This window comes from Terrabacter sp. 2RAF25 (assembly GCF_052115265.1).
GTDB lineage: Bacteria > Actinomycetota > Actinomycetes > Actinomycetales > Dermatophilaceae > Terrabacter.
This window is the reverse complement of the sequence record NZ_JBFRGJ010000007.1, coordinates 151,792-168,145: the sequence shown is the minus strand read 5'-3', so window position 1 is coordinate 168,145 and position 16,354 is coordinate 151,792. Positions and strand designations below refer to the sequence as shown.

Sequence of the window (16,354 nt, the reverse complement as noted above, 5' to 3'; positions counted from 1 at the left end):
GACGGTCATGGACTTCGTCTACAACGTCATCGTCGCCCTGCACCTGCTCGGCATGGCCGCCGTCGTCGGCGGTTGGATCGCCGTGCGCTCGGGCCGCACCGTCACCGCGCCGATCGTGTGGGGAGCCCGCGCCCAGATCGTCACTGGCCTGGTGCTCGTCGGCATCGCGTCGGCGATCAAGGACGACAGCCACGAAGTCAACAACACGAAGGTCGCGGTCAAGCTCGTCATCGCGCTCGGTGTCGTCGCGGCCGCAGAGATCGGCGCCGCCCGGGCGCGCAAGGGCCGTGACACCGGGCCGCTGCTCGACATCGCAGGCGGCGCGGCCGTCGCCAACGTGCTCGTCGCAGCCCTCTGGTGACCCGCCGACGCTGCGAGGGTTGTTGAGATGCGCTGGAATGCAGGCGTTCTCGCCGGTCTGCTCATCGGGCTCGTCTGGCTGTCGATCGGCCTCGCGCTCGTCGTCATCGGCCGTCGCCGCGCTCGGGAGTCCAGTGCCGATGGCGCCGGCAACCTCGGGGTCATCGGCTGGTTCCTGCTCGCGGTGGGCGGCCTCACCTGGTTCGCCACGCTGCTGCTGGCCGTCGTGCCGGGTGGTCCCTGACCGCCCGGTGACCTGTCACGCGATGCTCTAGCCCACGGTGAAGCGTGCGCCGAGCGCGATGAGCGGCGGCACGCCGTCCGAGGTGAGGAACTGCGAGACCCGGCGGACCAGGCCCGTCTCGACGTCCCACGCCATGATCCACGTGCCGCTCGGTGCCGTCGAGAGGTAGATGAGCTCACCGCGGACGGTCCACCCCAGCACGGAGCAGCAGTCAGCGGACCGAGGCTGCTCCTCGCCGAAGACGAGCATCCGGTCGCGGCCCAGGCCGTTCGTCGCGACGATGACCCGTCGTGGCCCCACGGCCTGGATGTCGCGGGCGTCACCTGCGGGCAGGCGGAAGACCGACGCGTACTGACCTGCGTTGGACACCGTGTCACCGGCCGGGCTCGTGCGAGGCCAGGCGACGGCGGGCGGGCGCGCGCCGGGGTCGGGGGAGTGCTCGTCGAGCACGGTGTGCCCCGCCTCGACGCGGAACTCGCGGGCACCCGGTCGTCGCGGTGGCTCGGGTCCGGGCCAGACCGGCGAGAGCCCGGGTGACCACAGGCCCTCTGCCGAGCCGGCCAGCAGGTGGTTGCCGCGCCACGCCGCCCACTCGAGGGTGCGAGACGGGATGGCGACGGTGCTCACTCGGCGCGTCTCCATGTCGAAGGTGATCACCTTCCCCGGCTGGGCGAACGCGAGAGTCGTCTTGTCTCCCGAGAAGGCCCAGATGCCCAGGGGCGGGTGGGGGGCGCCCGACAGCGGACGCACGTCCGTCAGCGAGACCGTGTCGAGGGTGAGCAGCTCGCCGTCGCCGTAGAGCAGCACCGGCACCCAGCGGCCCGGGCCCCGTCGCTCGAGGTAGACAGCGTCGCCGAACGCGCCGAGGCCGTCCGGCCGTGGCCCGCTCGCGAGCTGGTGCTCACGCCGGGGGTCGATGACCGCGGGCAGGCCGAGCGAGAGCACCGGCTGGTCGGCCTCGGTGCCCGCGGTCGGCGCGAGGACGTACCTCAGACCGCCCGCGGTGGTGCGCCAGGTCGCCTCGTCGAGCAGGGGCACCTGGGTCAGGCTCGCCGGCGACGGTGTCGGGCTCGTGACGACCACCGGGTCGCGGCCGGCGAGGGTCGCGCCGCCGACGACGAGCGCGGCCGCAGCGACGGCTGACGCTGTGCGACGCCGTGTCGTCGTGCGGTGCAACAGGGCGTCGTGCCAGGCGCGGTCTGCGAGGTCGACCTCGCGGACGCTCGCGCTGGAGGCCTCCAGGGCCGCAGTGACCTCCTCGTCGGTCAGTGCGCGCGCACCGTCGGTTGAGAGGCTCGCGCGGGCGACCTTCTCGTCGCGGCGGGCCTTCTCGGGCGAGACGCCGACCAGCTCGGCCGTGTCGTCGAGCGACCGGCCGACGTACCACCGCAGGACGAGCACCACGCGCTGCCGTGGTGTGAGGTTGCGCAGTCGCAGCGGCAGGTCGCGCGGAACGACCCCTGCGTGCGCGTCTCCTTCGGCCGCGCCGAGGGCAGACCGGTGTACGCGGCCTCGGACGTACGCGTCGGGGTCGCCGTCGCGCAGATGGTGCCAGTGCAGGGCCAGGCGGGTCAGCGCGGAGAGGACGGACTGTTCGGCGCGCCTGGGCTCACCGTCGACGAGGGTGGCCGCGCGGAGCAGTCGCAGCTGCCGGGCCCGCACCCAGGCGGCGAAGTCGGCGTCGATCTCGCGCATGCGCCCTCCTGCTTCAAGGATGGACGCTTGCCGCCCGTGGCGACAGGCCCGGCGCCGCAGCGAAGGCGTCAGCTGCGGTCGTGCGCGAGCTCGCCCCCGACCCACGTCTGCAGCACCACGGTGTCGCGGATCTCGGCGGGCGCCGACTGCTCGAGTGCCCAGATGTCGCGGTCGATCGCCACCAGGTCGGCGAGCTGACCCGGCACGAGTCGCCCGACGTCGGCGCGCCCGACCGACTCGTGCGCGACGACGGTGTGGGCGTGCACGGCCTCGGTGAGCGTGATCCGCTCGTCGGGTCGCCAGCCTCCGGCGGGGTGGCCGTCGGCGCGCTGACGAGTCACGGCGGCGTGCAGCCCGAAGAAGGGGTTCGGGTCCTCGACAGGGGCGTCCGAGCCGAAGGCCAGCCGCACCCCGGCGTCGAGGAAGCTGCGCCAGGCGTACGAGGCGAGGCGGCGCGGCCCGATGATCTCGTCGGCCAGCTCGAGGTCGGCGGTGCAGTGGCTGGGCTGCATCGAGGCCACGACGTCGAGCGCCCGGAAGCGGGGGATGTCGACGGGCAGCACGTGCTGGGCGTGCTCGATGCGCAGCAGCCGGTCGAGTCCCTCGGCGCGCACCGCCTCGAAGGAGGCGAGCACGAGACGGTTCGCCTCGTCGCCGATGGCGTGCGTGACGACGTCGAGGCCTGAGCGGGCCGCGAGCAGGGTGCGCTCGAGCAGCACCTCGTAGGGCATGGCCGCGATGCCGCAGCCCTCGTGCCCGATGAACGGCTCGGTCATGTGCGCCGTGTGCGAGCCGAGAGCGCCGTCGCTGAAGAACTTGACCGGCCCGACCCGGAAGACCTCGTCGCCCTGGCCCGAGCGTCGGCCCTCGGAGATCGCCAGCTCGAGGTCGGGGTCGCGCGTGCACTTGGTGACGCGCACCCGCAGTGCGCCGTCGGCGTGCAGGTCGGCGTAGGCGGCTCGCGCGTCCTCGCCGTCGATGTCGGTGATGCTCGTGAGGCCGACCGACAGCAGCCAGTCCTGGCAGCGCTCGAGCCACGGACGCAGCGGCGTCTCCTCGCGCGGGATCGCGTCGAGCAGCTCCTGGGCCGACTCGCGCAGGATGCCGGTGGGATCGCCGGAGGCGTCGCGCACGATCTCCCCACCGACGGGGTCGGGGGTGTCGCGCGTGATTCCGGCCCGTTGCAGCGCAAGGGAGTTCGCCCAGATCGTGTGCCCGTCGACGCTTGAGAGTGCAGCGACCCGGTCGCCCGTGACGGTGTCGAGTGCGTGCTTGTCAGGCTGGACCGGGACGGCCCAGCGGTTGTGGTTCCAGCGTCCGCTGTGCAGCCACTCACCGTCGGGAAGACCGGCAGCATGGGCCCGGATGAGATCGAGCGTCTCGTCGAGCGAGCGCGCCTCGCGCAGGTCGACCGACGAGAGGTCGCGCGAGAGCCACTCGGTGTGGATGTGCGCGTCGTGCAGGCCCGGCATGACCACGGCCCCCGGCAGGTCGACGGTCGTGGCTGCCCGGCCCGCACCAGCGGCGTCGCGGGCGTCGGCACCGACGGCCACCACGCGCCCGTCCTCGACGAGCAGCGCGTCGGTCCAAGGGGATTCGGTGTCGCCGGTCCAGATGCGGTCGTGCCGGAAGAGTGTGCGGGTCATGCCTTGGGCACCAGGACGAGCTTGCCCGTGGTCTGTCGGCCCTCGAGGGCCTCGTAGGCCGCGGCAGCGTCGGCGAGGGGGTAGCGCCCGCCGATCTCGACCTTGAGGGAGCCGTCGGCGACGGCCCCGAGCACCTCGCTCGCACGCCATTCGTACTCGGACCGCTCGGCCACGTGGTCGCCGAGCTTGGGGCGGGTGAGGAACAGCGAGCCGGCCGCGTTGAGCCGCTGGATGTCGAACGGAGGCACCTGCCCGCTCGCGCCGCCGAAGAGCACCATCGTGCCCCTGGGCCGGAGGGAGGCGAGGGACGCGTCGAAGGTCGACTTGCCGACGCCGTCGTAGGCCACGTCGACACCGCGCCCGGCGGCTTCGCGGACGGCTGCAGCGAGGTCGTCCGGTGAGTCGAACTTCGAGTAGTCGATGAGGTGCTGGGCGCCGAGCGCCCTTGCGATCTTGAGCTTCTCGTCGGATCCGGCGGTGGCCACCACGGTGGCGCCACGAGCCGTGATCATCTGGCCGAGGAGCTGCCCGACCCCGCCCGCCGCCGCGTGCACGAGGGCGACGTCACCCTCCTTGACGGCATACGTGCTCGTGACGAGGTAGTGGGCGGTGAGTCCCTGGAGCATGGCGGCGCAGGCGACTTCGAGCTCGACGCCGTCGGGCACCGTGACGACCAGGTCGGCGGGCTTGTTGACCAGCGTGGACTCGCTGCCGAGGGACTGGCACCACGCGACGCGGTCGCCGACGGCCAGACCGCTCACGTCGGGGCCGACGGCCGTCACGGTTCCGGCGCCCTCGTCGCCGAGCACGAACGGGGTCGCGACCGGGTAGATGCCCTGACGCTTGTAGACGTCGATGAAGTTGACGCCGGCGGCCGCGACCTCGACCTGCACCTCGCCCGGGGAGGGGTCGGGGACGTCGTGGGTGCGCACCTGCAGGACGCTGCGGTCGCCGGGCTCGGAGACGAAGACGCTGGTCGCTCGGTTCATGATGGCCACCCTACGACCGACGCGGCCGGTGTCCCGGGGCGGTGCGCCGGGCGGACCACGCGGGATCTGTCCCCCCGGCTAGGCCCCTGCCTCGCCAAGGCGCACGAGCAGCGCCACCTCGTCCTCGAGTGCCGACAGCAGAGACTCGGGGTCGGGCACGACGGCCTCGTCGGCCATGATCCCGATGCGCACGGTGTCGTCGTAGGTGACGATGCAGAAGCCGAGCGTGTGCCGCCCCGAGCCGGGCACCCAGCCGAGCACGCCCGTGACCGCGACGCCGGCGAGATAGCGGACCTCACGCGGGCCCGCGACGTTGGTGGTCACGCCGATCGCCTTGTTGGCGAAGAAGTCGACCACCCGTCGCTCCAGCGGTGCGGGGAAACGGCCGATGACGGAGATGAGGGCGAAGGTGAGCGCGGCCTCGGGCGACGCCTTGAGCCAGTCCATCCGGGCCTTCGACAGGGCGAGCCGTCCCAGCGGCGTGGCGTCGCGACTCGGGAAGCGCAGGAAGACGAGCGCGAACCGGTTGCCGAGCTCGCGGGGCAGCGGCTCGTCGAGAGGGCGGACGTTGACCGGCACCATCGTGACGAGGTCGACGGGCTCGTGGCCGTGCGCGCGCTGGTAGGTGTGCAGGGCCCCCGCGACGGCGCTCGTCAGCACGTCGTTGAGCGTGGCGCCGACGAGCCTGCCGGCCTGCTTGAGCCCGGGGAGGGGGAGCGGTCGCGTCCACACGAGGCGCTTGCGGTGCCCGGGCGTCCCACCGACGGCGCTGGCGGGGTTCGTGGTCAGCAGGAGGTCGGAGACGACCTGCCCGGTGCGGAGCGTGAGCCCGGCCGCATCGATGGCTGCAGCGCGGGCGCCCTTTGAGCGCAAGCGATCCCACGCCGAGCGAATGGTTGCCCGAACGAGTCGGAGACCTGAAGCGACGGTGCCCGCACCCGTCTCGGATGGTTCGGCGAGCGGCAGGGTCGCGAGGTCGGTCGTGGCCGCGGGACCGACGAGGTCGCCGGGCCGCCCGTCGGCGTCCTCGGTGAGACCGAGCAGGACGCGGGTCAGGGCGATGCCGTCGGCGAGGGCGTGGTGGCTGCGGAAGACGAGGGCCGCGCCCCTGCCGTGGCCGTCGACGAGGTGGACCTCCCAGAGCGGTCGTGAAGGGTCGAAGGGGCGCGGAAGGTGCCCCTCGACGTACGCCTGCAGCTCGGCATCCGCCTCGGCCGCGGTCCCCGTGCCGGAGAGGGTCACCCGCCGCACGTGACGTTGCAGGTCGAAGTCGGGGTCCTCCTCCCACCGGTGCCCGGAGAGTCCTCGCGGTCGCCTCGGGCGCTGGCTGAAGACGGGAAAGGGATCGACGATGCGCTCGCGGACCAGGTCGAGCACGCGGTCCCAGTCGGGCACCGACTCGAGGAGGACGACCGACACGATGACCATGAGGTTGGTCGGCCGGTCCATGTCGAGCCAGAGGACGTCGGCCGACCCCATCCGCCGCGAAGGGCGCGCCACCTACGGGCCCGCCAAGCGTGAGAGCGCGTCGCCGTCGAGGCGGAAGGTCGTCCAGTCGTCGAGCGGACGGGCACCGCGGGCGCGGTAGAACTCGATCGAGGGGGTGTTCCAGTCGAGCACGGCCCACTCGAGGCGGGTCCAGCCGTTGTCGGTGCACAGCTCGGCGAGCCGGGCGAGCAGCGCCTGCCCGATGCCGCCACCGCGCTGGTCGGGTTGCACGAAGAGGTCCTCGAGCCAGATGCCGGCCTCACCCGTCCACGTGGAGAAGCTGCGGAACCACAGCGCCATGCCGACCACAACGCTGTCACGCACCCCGACGAGGGCGTATGCCGTGGGGTCGCCCTCCTGGGGGAAGAGCGCGGCCTCGAACTGGGCGGGGGTCGCGGTGGCCGCGCCGGGTTCCTTCTCGTACTCCGCGAGGGCGCGCACGAGGCGGAGCAGGTCGGGTACGTCGGACGCCGTCGCCGGCCGGATCTCGAAGTCGCTCACCTCGCCCATCCTGCCGGGTCGGATCGGGCCTGCGCCGGGCCCGTCCACAACGGCCTGTCAAGCGGTGTGACGCCGGTGCGGTGGTCGGCCGGTGTGGGCGGTCCGACGTAGGCTGGGACCATCATGAGCACGCTCTTCGACGACCTCCCCATCCCCGGTTTCGAGCACGGTGAGGGCGCGCCCTCCGGCGGGTCCACGCGGCCGCGGCGCGGTGGTGACGTCACCGAGCAGGGTGTCCCGACGTGGGCCGAGGCCGCGGCCCGTGGCGGCGTCGAGGTGGCGCGCGAGACGCCGGCCGACCTCGACCCGGCGGTCCTCCTCGACGGCCTCAACCCGCAGCAGCGCGAGGCCGTCGTCCACGAGGGCACCCCGCTGCTCATCGTCGCCGGTGCCGGCTCGGGCAAGACGCGTGTGCTGACGCACCGCATCGCGTGGCTGCTCGGCGAGCGGCACGCACAGCCGGGGCAGATCCTCGCCATCACCTTCACCAACAAGGCAGCCGCCGAGATGCGCGAGCGCGTCGAGGCGCTCGTCGGGCCGCGCGCGCGAGCCATGTGGGTGATGACCTTCCACTCGGCGTGCGTGCGCATCCTGCGCCGCGAGGCCGCCAAGGTCGGCATGAAGTCGACGTTCTCGATCTACGACGCCGCCGACAGCCAGCGGCTCATGAGCCTCGTGCTGCGCGACCTCGACCTCGACCCCAAGCGCTACCCGCCGCGCGGGTTCTCGGCGCAGGTGAGCAACCTCAAGAACGAGCTCATCGACGAGGAGACCTACGCGGGTCAGGTCACCGAGGGCAACCACTACGAGCGCACCGTCTCCGACGCCTACACGCAGTACCAACGACGGCTGCGCCAGGCCAACGCCCTCGACTTCGACGACATCATCATGATGACCGTCAACATCCTGCAGGCGTTCCCCGACGTCGCCGAGTACTATCGCCGCCGCTTCCGGCATGTGCTCGTCGACGAGTACCAGGACACCAACCAGGCGCAGTACCAGCTCATCAAGGAGCTCGTCGGCGAGGTCAAGGGGCCCGAGGGCGCGTATGCCGTGGCACCGGCCGAGCTGTGCGTCGTCGGCGACTCCGACCAGTCGATCTATGCGTTCCGCGGCGCGACGATCCGCAACATCCTCGAGTTCGAGAACGACTACCCCGACGCCCGCACGATCCTGCTCGAGCAGAACTACCGCTCGACCCAGCGCATCCTCCGGGCCGCCAACTCCGTCATCGCCCGCAACGAGGGGCGTCGCGCCAAGAACCTCTGGACCGACTCCGGCGACGGCGCCATGATCACCGGCTACGTCGCCGACAACGAGCACGACGAGGCGGCCTTCGTCGCCAAGGAGATCGACGACCTCGCCGACAAGGGCGTCAAGCCCGGTGACGTCGCCGTGTTCTACCGCACCAATGCCCAGAGCCGCGCCATCGAGGAGATCCTCGTGCGGGTCGGCCTGCCCTACAAGGTGGTCGGCGGCACACGCTTCTACGAGCGGCGAGAGGTCAAGGACGCCCTCGCGTACCTCCGCGTCGTCTCCAACCCCACCGACACCGTCAACCTGCGACGCATCCTCAACACCCCGAAGCGCGGCATCGGCGACCGTGCCGAGGCGTGCGTGGCGGCGCTCGCCGAGCGCGAGCGCATCCCGTTCGTGGCAGCACTCGGTCGCGCCGCCGACGCGCCGGGCATCGCCACGCGGTCGGTCGCGGCGATCGAGGGCTTCACGGCCCTGCTCGAGAGGCTCCGGACGTCCTACGAGGCCGACGACAGCGTGGCGGCCCTGCTCGAGATGACCCTCGAGCAGAGCGGCTACCTCGCCGAGCTGCGCGCGAGCCGTGACCCCCAGGACGAGACGCGCGTCGAGAACCTCGCCGAGCTCGTCGCGGTCGCCCAGGAGTACGACGACCGCCGTGCCACCGAGCTCGCCGAGTCGGGTGGCGAGCTGGCGCCCGGGGTCGAGCCGGAGGACGTCGGCCCGGCGGGCGCGCTCGAGGAGTTCCTCGAGCAGGTGTCGCTCGTCGCCGATGCCGACGAGATCCCCGACGAGCCCGAGGCCAAGGCGCAGGGCGTCGTCACCCTCATGACGCTGCACACGGCCAAGGGTCTCGAGTTCCCCGTCGTCTTCCTCACCGGCATGGAGGACGGCACCTTCCCGCACATGCGCGCCCTCGGCGACCCGAAGGAGCTCGAGGAAGAGCGTCGCCTGGCCTACGTCGGCATCACCCGGGCTCGCGAGCGCCTCTACCTCTCGCGTGCTGCGGTGCGGTCCGCGTGGGGTGCGCCGCAGTACAACCCGCCTTCGCGCTTCCTCGACGAGATCCCCGGCGACCTGCTCGACTGGCAGCGGCTGGGACCGTCGTTCAGCGGAGCGCGCGGGTCCGACCGCCCGGCGGTGGCCACCCTGGCCGCGCGTCCGGGCGTCCGCAGCGCCGGCAAGCGCCCGGTCATCGCGCTGACGGCGGGCGACCGCGTCACGCACGACTCGTTCGGGCTCGGCACAGTCGTGCGCGTCGAGGGTGACGGCGACAAGTCGATGGCTCATGTCGACTTCGGCGCCGACACCGGCACCAAGCGACTGCTCCTGCGCTACGCGCCTCTCGTCAAGCTCTGACCCCACCCCGGTCGAGTGCCCACGTTCCGACGGGCTCCGTCCTGGGACGGGGCGCCCGGCGGCCGCGTCTGAGTCGAGTGCTCAACTCCCGACGGGTCGGGACGTCGGAAGATGGGCACTCGACTGGCTGGGGCACTCGAGTGCTCATTTGCCGACGGGTCAGGACGTCGGAAACTGGGCACTCGATGGGTTGGGGAGATGCGACGAGGCCCGCCCCCGCGTCAGGGGACGGGCCTCGTGAGGCGTGCTGCGACCTGGGTCAGAGGTTGATGCCGTGGGAGGCGAGCCAGGTGCGGGGAGCGACGGCCGCACCGTCGCCGGGGTGGATCTCGAGGTGGACGTGAGGTCCGGTCGAGTTGCCGGTGCTGCCGCTGTAGGCGACCTGCTGGCCCGGAGCCACCTCGTCGCCGACCGCGACGAGCAGGCGGCTGTTGTGCGCCATCCAGGAGACGGTGCCGTCCCAGTAGCGGATCTTGACGAAGTTGCCGTAGCCCTCGTTGGACCAGCCCGCGAAGATGACGGTGCCGCTGGAGAGGGCGTGAACGGGGGTGCCGACGGCGCAGGCGAGGTCCTGGGCCGGGTGCATCTTGCCCCAACGGAAGCCGAATCCGGACGTCAGCGTGTAGCCGGACACAGGGGCGACCCAGCGGTGCGCGGCAGCGAGCGCCCGCTCGGCGGCGTCACGCTTCGCCTTTGCCGCAGCGGCGGCCTTCGCCTTGGTGGCGGCAGCCTGGGCGGCAGTGGCCTGGTCGGCGGCTGCCTGCGCCTGCGCGGCTGCGCCAGAGGCGGACGCGGTCGCGTCGACGATGAGGTTCTTCGCGTCGCGGGCCATGTCGCGGGACGAGCGCGCACCGGCACGGTTGGCCGTTGCCGCGGCGAGGGCGTCGGGGTCGGCCGTCAGGCCGAGTCCTGCAACCGAGTTGGAGACGTTCTTCATGGCCGCGGCCTCGGGGCTGAGCTCGCTGGCGCCGGCGTCGCGGACGACGAAACCTCCGGCGACGGTGGTGCCGAGCAGAGCGACGGGGACGACGAACTGTCGACCCCGCGATGGCTTGGAGGCCGGCCGATGACGGCCGGTGTAACTGGTTTTGGGCACGAAAGACTTACCTATCGGTCACAGATTGCGAGCCGCCAGACTAACGTGACCGTTTCGTTATGCGAAATCGAGCCGCGTCACAGGGGACGTCTCAGGCCGCGGTGGAGGGTCGCGACTGGGCTCGACATTAGGGCATATCTCTCGGCGTCAAAAGGTTTTGCACAGGCCGATCTGTCCCAATTTGTCGGCGAGGGGGCGCTCGGCGGGAGGATCAGCGGGGCTTGGCGACACGCGCCGGATGACCGCCACCGGCCGTCGTGCCCGTGCTGGAGCGGCGGCCCTCGAGCGAGCTCACGCCGGGAGTGACCGTGGCACCTGATGTGTCGAGGTGTGCGAGCGCCGTCGAGATCCCGTGCACGACGCTGCTCGTGATGGGCAGGCTCATGTGGCCGACCCCGTGGAGGCCGACGTTGTGCACGTTGAGGTCGTCGTGGTGGAGGGCGGCATTGCGCTGGGGGACCACGACCTGGTCGAGGTCGGACCAGTAGACGAGGAAGCGCGTCTGGCACTCCTTCACCGGGCCGGCGAGCTCGTTCATCAGCGCGCTGCCCGGTCGCAGCTGCCGGGTCAGCCCGTTGTTCCAGCTGAACGCGAGGTAGCTGCCCTGGTGGGGCGTGCCCAGCGTGACGAGCGTGTGCACGTGGGCGTCGCCGCCCAGCCGGGTGACGTAGTAGCGCGCGATCAGCCCGCCCATCGAGTGCCCGATGACATGGATGCGCTCGTAGCCGGTCTCCTCGACGATGCGCTCGACCTCGGCTCCGAGCTCGGCGGCCGCGGCCCGGATGTCGCCGGTGAAGACGGAGTAGTTCATCGTCTCGATGCGGCCGAAGCCGCGCCGCACCAGGCCGCGACGCAGCACCGTGAAGATCGAGCGGTTGTCGACCATGCCGTGCACGAGCAGGATCGGTGTCTCGGCGGCCTCGACGTTCTGGATCGCGAGTCCACGTTGGCTCGGCGGCAGGTGCCCGAGGCGGTAGCCCTGACGCCGGTCACTGGCACGCGAGCCGAGCAGACCGAGCGGGTAGAGCCCCAGGTGCAGCCCCATCCAGGTGGCCTCGAGGGCCGCGCCGGCGAGCCCGGTGGGCGTCAGGAGGGCACCGGCCACCTGCCCGACGGCTGCGAGGAAGCCCTTGGGCCCGCTCGCGCACTGCTTCGGGGTGCTGCTCTGACGGGGCGTCGTTGCCGCGCGTGCTGCCACTGCCACGAGGCGACCGTACCCCGATGGGTGGGCGTTGCATCACTATTGCGCTCCGCGTCTCGCGTGGCTGGCTAGAGTGCCCGGCATGAGCGAGACCCCCGGCGCCGAGGCCGTTTCCGTGACCGCCGACGAGCCCGCACAGACTGCCGCTTCCTCTGCCGACGACTCCGGTGACGTCATCCGGGTGGTCGTGGCCAAGCCGGGGCTCGACGGGCACGACCGTGGCGCCAAGGTCGTGGCCCGGGCGTTGCGCGACGCCGGCATGGAGGTCATCTACACGGGGCTGCACCAGACGCCCGAGCAGATCGTCGAGGCGGCCATCCAGGAGGACGCCGACGTGGTCGGGCTCTCTGTGCTCTCAGGGGCGCACATGACCCTCTTCGCCCGCGTCGTCGAGCTGCTCGCCGAGCGCGACGCGAGCGACATCGTCGTCTTCGGGGGCGGCATCATCCCCGACGACGACATCCCGCAGCTCGAGCGGCTCGGCGTCGCGAAGGTCTTCACCCCGGGCGCCACGACCACCGACATCGTCGGCTGGGTCCGCGAGCACGTTCACCCCGCCTGACCCCTCCGCCTGACCACTCCGCGTGCCGCTGGTTGCTCCGCGCGCGGCGGGGCCGAACGCGGGGCACCCAACGCGTACGGCCCGGGGCCGGGCGTAGCGGCCCCGTTCACGCGTGTCGTCCACAGCCCCGCAGCCCGTCGCCCGGCCGTCCACAGCCGTGCCCCGGGCCCTGGCCGGCACCGACCCACCGCGGCGACGCTCGCACGATGCGACTCGACCTGCTCGGCGCCGGAGGCGTCTTCTCAGCCGCTGATGCCGCGGCCCAGGGCCTGGACGGCCACGCACTCTCCCGCCTCGTCCGGGCAGGCGACTGCCTTCGACTCACCCGCGGTTGGTACGCCGTCGCGCCAGCCGAGCCGGTCACCGCGCAGCGCCGTCATGCCCTGACGGCCACCGCGCTGGGCCGCGCCAATGCCGCACGTGCGGTCGTCAGCCACCACTCGACCCTCATCCTGCACGGGCTGCCGACGTATGCCGTCGACCTCGACGTCGTGCACCTGACGTCGCTGCCCCGGGCCCCGGGCGTACGCGTGCCCAACGCATCGACCCGGCGGCGCGGGCTGGTCGTGCACCGGCCGGTCCCCGGGCTGACGCTTTCCCCCGACCCCGACCCCGACCCCGACCCCGGCGCCGCGGATCCCGCGGTCACGACGACGGTCCCGCCGGCGTGGGCGGTGGTCCAGACGGGGCTCGTGCACGGCCCCGAGTCCGCGCTGGTCGCGGCCGATGCGGCGCTCTCGCGTGGGATCGTCGGCGCCGAGCAGCTGACGAGAGCGCTCGACGGCCTTGCCGGCCATCCCGGCATGGCGGCGATTCGGGCAGCGCTGGGACACGCCGACGGGCGGCACGAGTCTCCGGGTGAGACGCGCACCGCCTACGTGCTGCGCTGCCTCGGGTTCGACCTCGAGCCGCAGGTGGAGCTCGTGGCCGAGGGCCGGCGCTACCGTGCCGACTTCCGGGTCCGGGGCACCCGGGTTCTCGTCGAGTTCGACGGCGCGGTGAAGTACGTCGACCGTGCCGCGCTCTTCGCGGAGAAGCAGCGCGAGGACGCACTTCGTCGTGCCGGCTGGATCGTCGTGCGGGTTGTCTGGTCCGACCTGGGTGAGCCGGGCCGGCTTCGGCGACGCCTCGCGACGGCCTTGGCCCACAGCGATGCCCGAGGCGGCGACGCGGCCTAATGCCCGCTCCGCGGGTTCCGGCGCCCTGCGGCGGGAGTGCCGCGCGTCCCAAGCGCCAACCCGCGTACGGGGCGCGAACCCGCGTACAAGGGGCGAACCCGCGTACCGGGCCGTACGTGAGACGGGGGTGTGATCTTCGTCCGGTCCGCCTCCACCCGCTGGCGTCGCACCAGTTCAGAGCCACTAGAGTCCGAGGGACAGCCTGATTCGGTTGCGCCTCGGTGCAGGGCCCCTCTCCGCGCGTCAGCGTGAGCACCGCGAGCCCGGGACGCCGCAGCGGCGCAGTCGACGACGATACGAATCGACGACGAGGACGGACCCCACCCGTGGATCTCTTCGAGTACCAAGCCCGCGACATGTTCGAGAAGCACGGTGTGCCCGTGCTGGCCGGCGCCATCGCCACCACCCCGGAGGAGGCCCGCGCGGCCGCCGAGCAGATCGGACCGAAGTCGGGCGGTGTCACCGTCGTCAAGGCGCAGGTGAAGACCGGCGGCCGCGGCAAGGCCGGTGGCGTCAAGGTCACCAAGAGCCCCGACGAGGCGCAGGCCGCCGCCGAGGCGATCCTCGGCATGGACATCAAGGGCCACACCGTCGGCACCGTGATGATCGCCCAGGGCGCCCGCATCGCCGAGGAGTACTACTTCTCGATCCTGCTCGACCGCGCCAACCGCACCTACCTCGCCATGTGCTCCAAGGAGGGCGGCATGGAGATCGAGGAGCTCGCCGTCGAGCGCCCCGAGGCACTCGCCCGCGTCGCGGTCGACCCCAACACGGGCATCGACGCCGCCAAGGCGCAGGAGATCGTCGACGCCGCGGGCTTCGACGACGCCGACAAGACCGCGATCGCCGACGTCATCCAGAAGCTCTGGACCGTCTACCGCGAGGAGGACGCGACGCTCGTCGAGGTCAACCCGCTCGTCAAGACCGAGGACGGCGGCATCGTCGCCCTCGACGGCAAAGTGACGCTCGACGAGAACGCCGGCTTCCGTCACGCCGACCACGAGGCCCTCGAGGACACGGCGCACGCTGACCCGCTCGAGGCCGCCGCCAAGGAGAAGGACCTCAACTACGTCAAGCTCGACGGGTCCGTCGGCATCATCGGCAACGGCGCCGGGCTCGTCATGAGCACCCTCGACGTCGTCGCGTACGCCGGTGAGGAGTTCGGCGGCCAGAAGCCGGCCAACTTCCTCGACATCGGTGGTGGCGCGAGCGCCGAGGTGATGGCCAACGGCCTCCACATCATCCTGTCCGACCCGCAGGTCAAGAGTGTCTTCGTCAACGTCTTCGGCGGCATCACCTCCTGCGACGCCGTGGCCAACGGCATCGTCGGCGCCCTCGACGCACTGGGCGACGAGGAGAACCGCCCGCTGGTCGTGCGCCTCGACGGCAACAACGTCGAGGAGGGGCGTCGCATCCTGCAGGAGCGCAACCACCCGCTGGTGACGATCGAGCCGACGATGGACGGCGCCGCGCGCCGCGCCGCCGAGCTGGCTTCGCAGGCCTGAACCAAGAGTCCGAGAGAGAGAACGATCAACCATGGCAATCTTCCTCAACGCTGACTCCAAGGTCATCGTCCAGGGCATGACCGGCTCCGAGGGCATGAAGCACACGCAGCGCATGCTCAAGTCGGGCACCGACATCGTCGGCGGCGTCAACCCGCGCAAGGCGGGCACGACCGTCGACTTCGAGGGCGGCGTCTCCGTGCCCGTCTACGGCACGGTGAAGGAGGCGATCGAGGCCACCGGAGCTAACGTGTCGGTCATCTTCGTGCCCGCCCAGTTCACCAAGGCCGCGGCCGTCGAGGCGATCGACGCCGAGATCCCGCTCGCCGTGGTCATCACCGAGGGCGTCGCGGTCAAGGACACCGCCGAGTTCTACAACTACGCCAAGGAGAAGGGCACGACGCGCCTCGTCGGCCCGAACTGCCCCGGCCTGATCACGCCCGGCGTGTCCAACGCAGGCATCATCCCGGCCGACATCTCCGGCGCCGGCCGCATCGGCCTGGTCTCCAAGTCGGGCACGCTGACCTACCAGATGATGTACGAGCTGCGTGACTTCGGCTTCAGCTCGGCCGTCGGCATCGGTGGCGACCCGATCATCGGCACGACCCACATCGACTGCCTCGAGGCGTTCCAGAACGACCCCGACACCGACGCGATCGTCATGATCGGCGAGATCGGCGGCGACGCCGAGGAGCGCGCCGCGGCGTACATCAAGGAGAACGTGACGAAGCCGGTCGTCGGCTACGTCGCCGGCTTCACGGCCCCCGAGGGCAAGACGATGGGCCACGCCGGCGCCATCGTGTCGGGCTCGTCGGGCACCGCCCAGGCCAAGAAGGAGGCCCTCGAGGCCGCCGGCGTGAAGGTCGGCAAGACGCCGTCCGAGACCGCTGAGCTCATGCGCGAGATCATGAAGGGCCTCGCGAAGTAGCCTCTGCCACAACCGATGACGTATGCCGCTGAGTCGGCTGGGTGCGCACTTGGGCGCCCAGCCCGGCTCGGCGGCATACGTCGTTCCGGCGGAGACCCGCCGGTGTTACCGGTGCACCCCACGTCACTGTTGCGTGGGGTGCAGCAGTGACGTAGCCGCTGGGGAGGGTCGCCGGCGAGGTGACTAGACGCGTCCTACGTCACTGTTGCGTGGGGTGCAGCAGTGACGTAGCCGCTGGGGAGGGCCGCCGGCGAGGTGACTAGACGCGCCCTACGTCACTGTTGCGTCGGGTGCAGCAGTGACGTAGCCGTTGGGTAGGGTCGCCGGCGAGGTGACCAGACGCGTCCTACG

Annotated in this window: 14 protein-coding genes; 7 read left to right on the top strand and 7 right to left on the bottom strand. The window is 71.7% G+C overall.

Going from position 1 to position 16,354, the window contains the following annotated elements:
* Positions 1–7 precede the first annotated feature (7 nt).
* Positions 8–361: a hypothetical protein gene (locus AB4091_RS17710; RefSeq protein ID WP_442293408.1), complete on the top strand. Its 354-nt coding sequence runs from the start codon at positions 8–10 to the stop codon at positions 359–361.
* Positions 362–388: 27 nt separating this feature from the next.
* On the top strand, positions 389–604 hold the full coding sequence (locus AB4091_RS17705) for a hypothetical protein (protein WP_442293406.1): 216 nt from the start codon (positions 389–391) through the stop codon (positions 602–604).
* A 27-nt stretch (positions 605–631) separates the two neighbouring features.
* Here AB4091_RS17705 and AB4091_RS17700 read toward each other — a convergent pair whose 3' ends face one another.
* From AB4091_RS17700 to AB4091_RS17680, 5 genes are all read right to left on the bottom strand, one after another.
* Entirely contained in the window at positions 632–2,299 is a 1,668-nt protein-coding gene (locus AB4091_RS17700) for a sigma factor-like helix-turn-helix DNA-binding protein (RefSeq protein WP_442293404.1), read from the bottom strand.
* A gap of 68 nt (positions 2,300–2,367) precedes the next feature.
* The gene (locus AB4091_RS17695) at positions 2,368–3,945 is read right to left on the bottom strand and encodes an amidohydrolase (protein WP_442293402.1); all 1,578 of its coding nucleotides are present in this window, start codon (positions 3,943–3,945) and stop codon (positions 2,368–2,370) included.
* A complete protein-coding gene (locus tag AB4091_RS17690) occupies positions 3,942–4,934 on the bottom strand; it encodes a quinone oxidoreductase family protein (RefSeq protein WP_442293400.1) in 993 nt (330 codons plus the stop codon). The genes AB4091_RS17695 and AB4091_RS17690 overlap by 4 nt, the downstream gene beginning before the upstream one ends.
* Positions 4,935–5,012: 78 nt before the next feature.
* Positions 5,013–6,434: a wax ester/triacylglycerol synthase family O-acyltransferase gene (locus AB4091_RS17685; RefSeq protein WP_442293398.1), complete on the bottom strand. Its 1,422-nt coding sequence runs from the start codon at positions 6,432–6,434 to the stop codon at positions 5,013–5,015.
* Positions 6,435–6,932 carry a GNAT family N-acetyltransferase gene (locus tag AB4091_RS17680; RefSeq protein WP_442293396.1) on the bottom strand — a complete coding sequence of 166 codons (498 nt, stop codon included), beginning with the start codon at positions 6,930–6,932 and terminating at the stop codon, positions 6,435–6,437.
* A gap of 114 nt (positions 6,933–7,046) precedes the next feature.
* On the opposite strand from AB4091_RS17680, the gene pcrA reads away from it, so the two are divergent.
* Positions 7,047–9,536, top strand: a complete 2,490-nt coding sequence (pcrA, locus tag AB4091_RS17675; RefSeq protein ID WP_442293394.1) for a DNA helicase PcrA — start codon at positions 7,047–7,049, stop codon at positions 9,534–9,536.
* A 259-nt stretch (positions 9,537–9,795) separates the two neighbouring features.
* Here the strand turns inward: pcrA and AB4091_RS17670 are convergent, their stop codons facing one another.
* Both AB4091_RS17670 and AB4091_RS17665 read right to left on the bottom strand, forming a co-directional pair.
* The gene (locus tag AB4091_RS17670; RefSeq protein ID WP_442293392.1) at positions 9,796–10,632 is read right to left on the bottom strand and encodes a M23 family metallopeptidase; all 837 of its coding nucleotides are present in this window, start codon (positions 10,630–10,632) and stop codon (positions 9,796–9,798) included.
* Between the two features lie 211 nt (positions 10,633–10,843).
* Entirely contained in the window at positions 10,844–11,836 is a 993-nt protein-coding gene (locus AB4091_RS17665) for an esterase/lipase family protein (protein WP_442293390.1), read from the bottom strand.
* A gap of 79 nt (positions 11,837–11,915) precedes the next feature.
* Between AB4091_RS17665 and AB4091_RS17660 the strand changes: the two genes are divergently transcribed.
* The 4 genes from AB4091_RS17660 (at position 11,916) to sucD (ending at position 16,003) form a co-directional block, all read left to right on the top strand.
* Positions 11,916–12,395: a cobalamin B12-binding domain-containing protein gene (locus AB4091_RS17660; RefSeq protein WP_442293388.1), complete on the top strand. Its 480-nt coding sequence runs from the start codon at positions 11,916–11,918 to the stop codon at positions 12,393–12,395.
* Between the two features lie 206 nt (positions 12,396–12,601).
* Complete coding sequence (locus tag AB4091_RS17655; RefSeq protein ID WP_442293386.1) at positions 12,602–13,573, top strand: type IV toxin-antitoxin system AbiEi family antitoxin domain-containing protein; 972 nt, start codon at positions 12,602–12,604, stop codon at positions 13,571–13,573.
* 326 nt (positions 13,574–13,899) lie between these two features.
* The gene (gene sucC, locus AB4091_RS17650) at positions 13,900–15,078 is read left to right on the top strand and encodes an ADP-forming succinate--CoA ligase subunit beta (RefSeq protein ID WP_442293384.1); all 1,179 of its coding nucleotides are present in this window, start codon (positions 13,900–13,902) and stop codon (positions 15,076–15,078) included.
* A gap of 31 nt (positions 15,079–15,109) precedes the next feature.
* The gene (gene sucD / locus AB4091_RS17645; protein ID WP_442293382.1) at positions 15,110–16,003 is read left to right on the top strand and encodes a succinate--CoA ligase subunit alpha; all 894 of its coding nucleotides are present in this window, start codon (positions 15,110–15,112) and stop codon (positions 16,001–16,003) included.
* Positions 16,004–16,354: the final 351 nt, after the last annotated feature.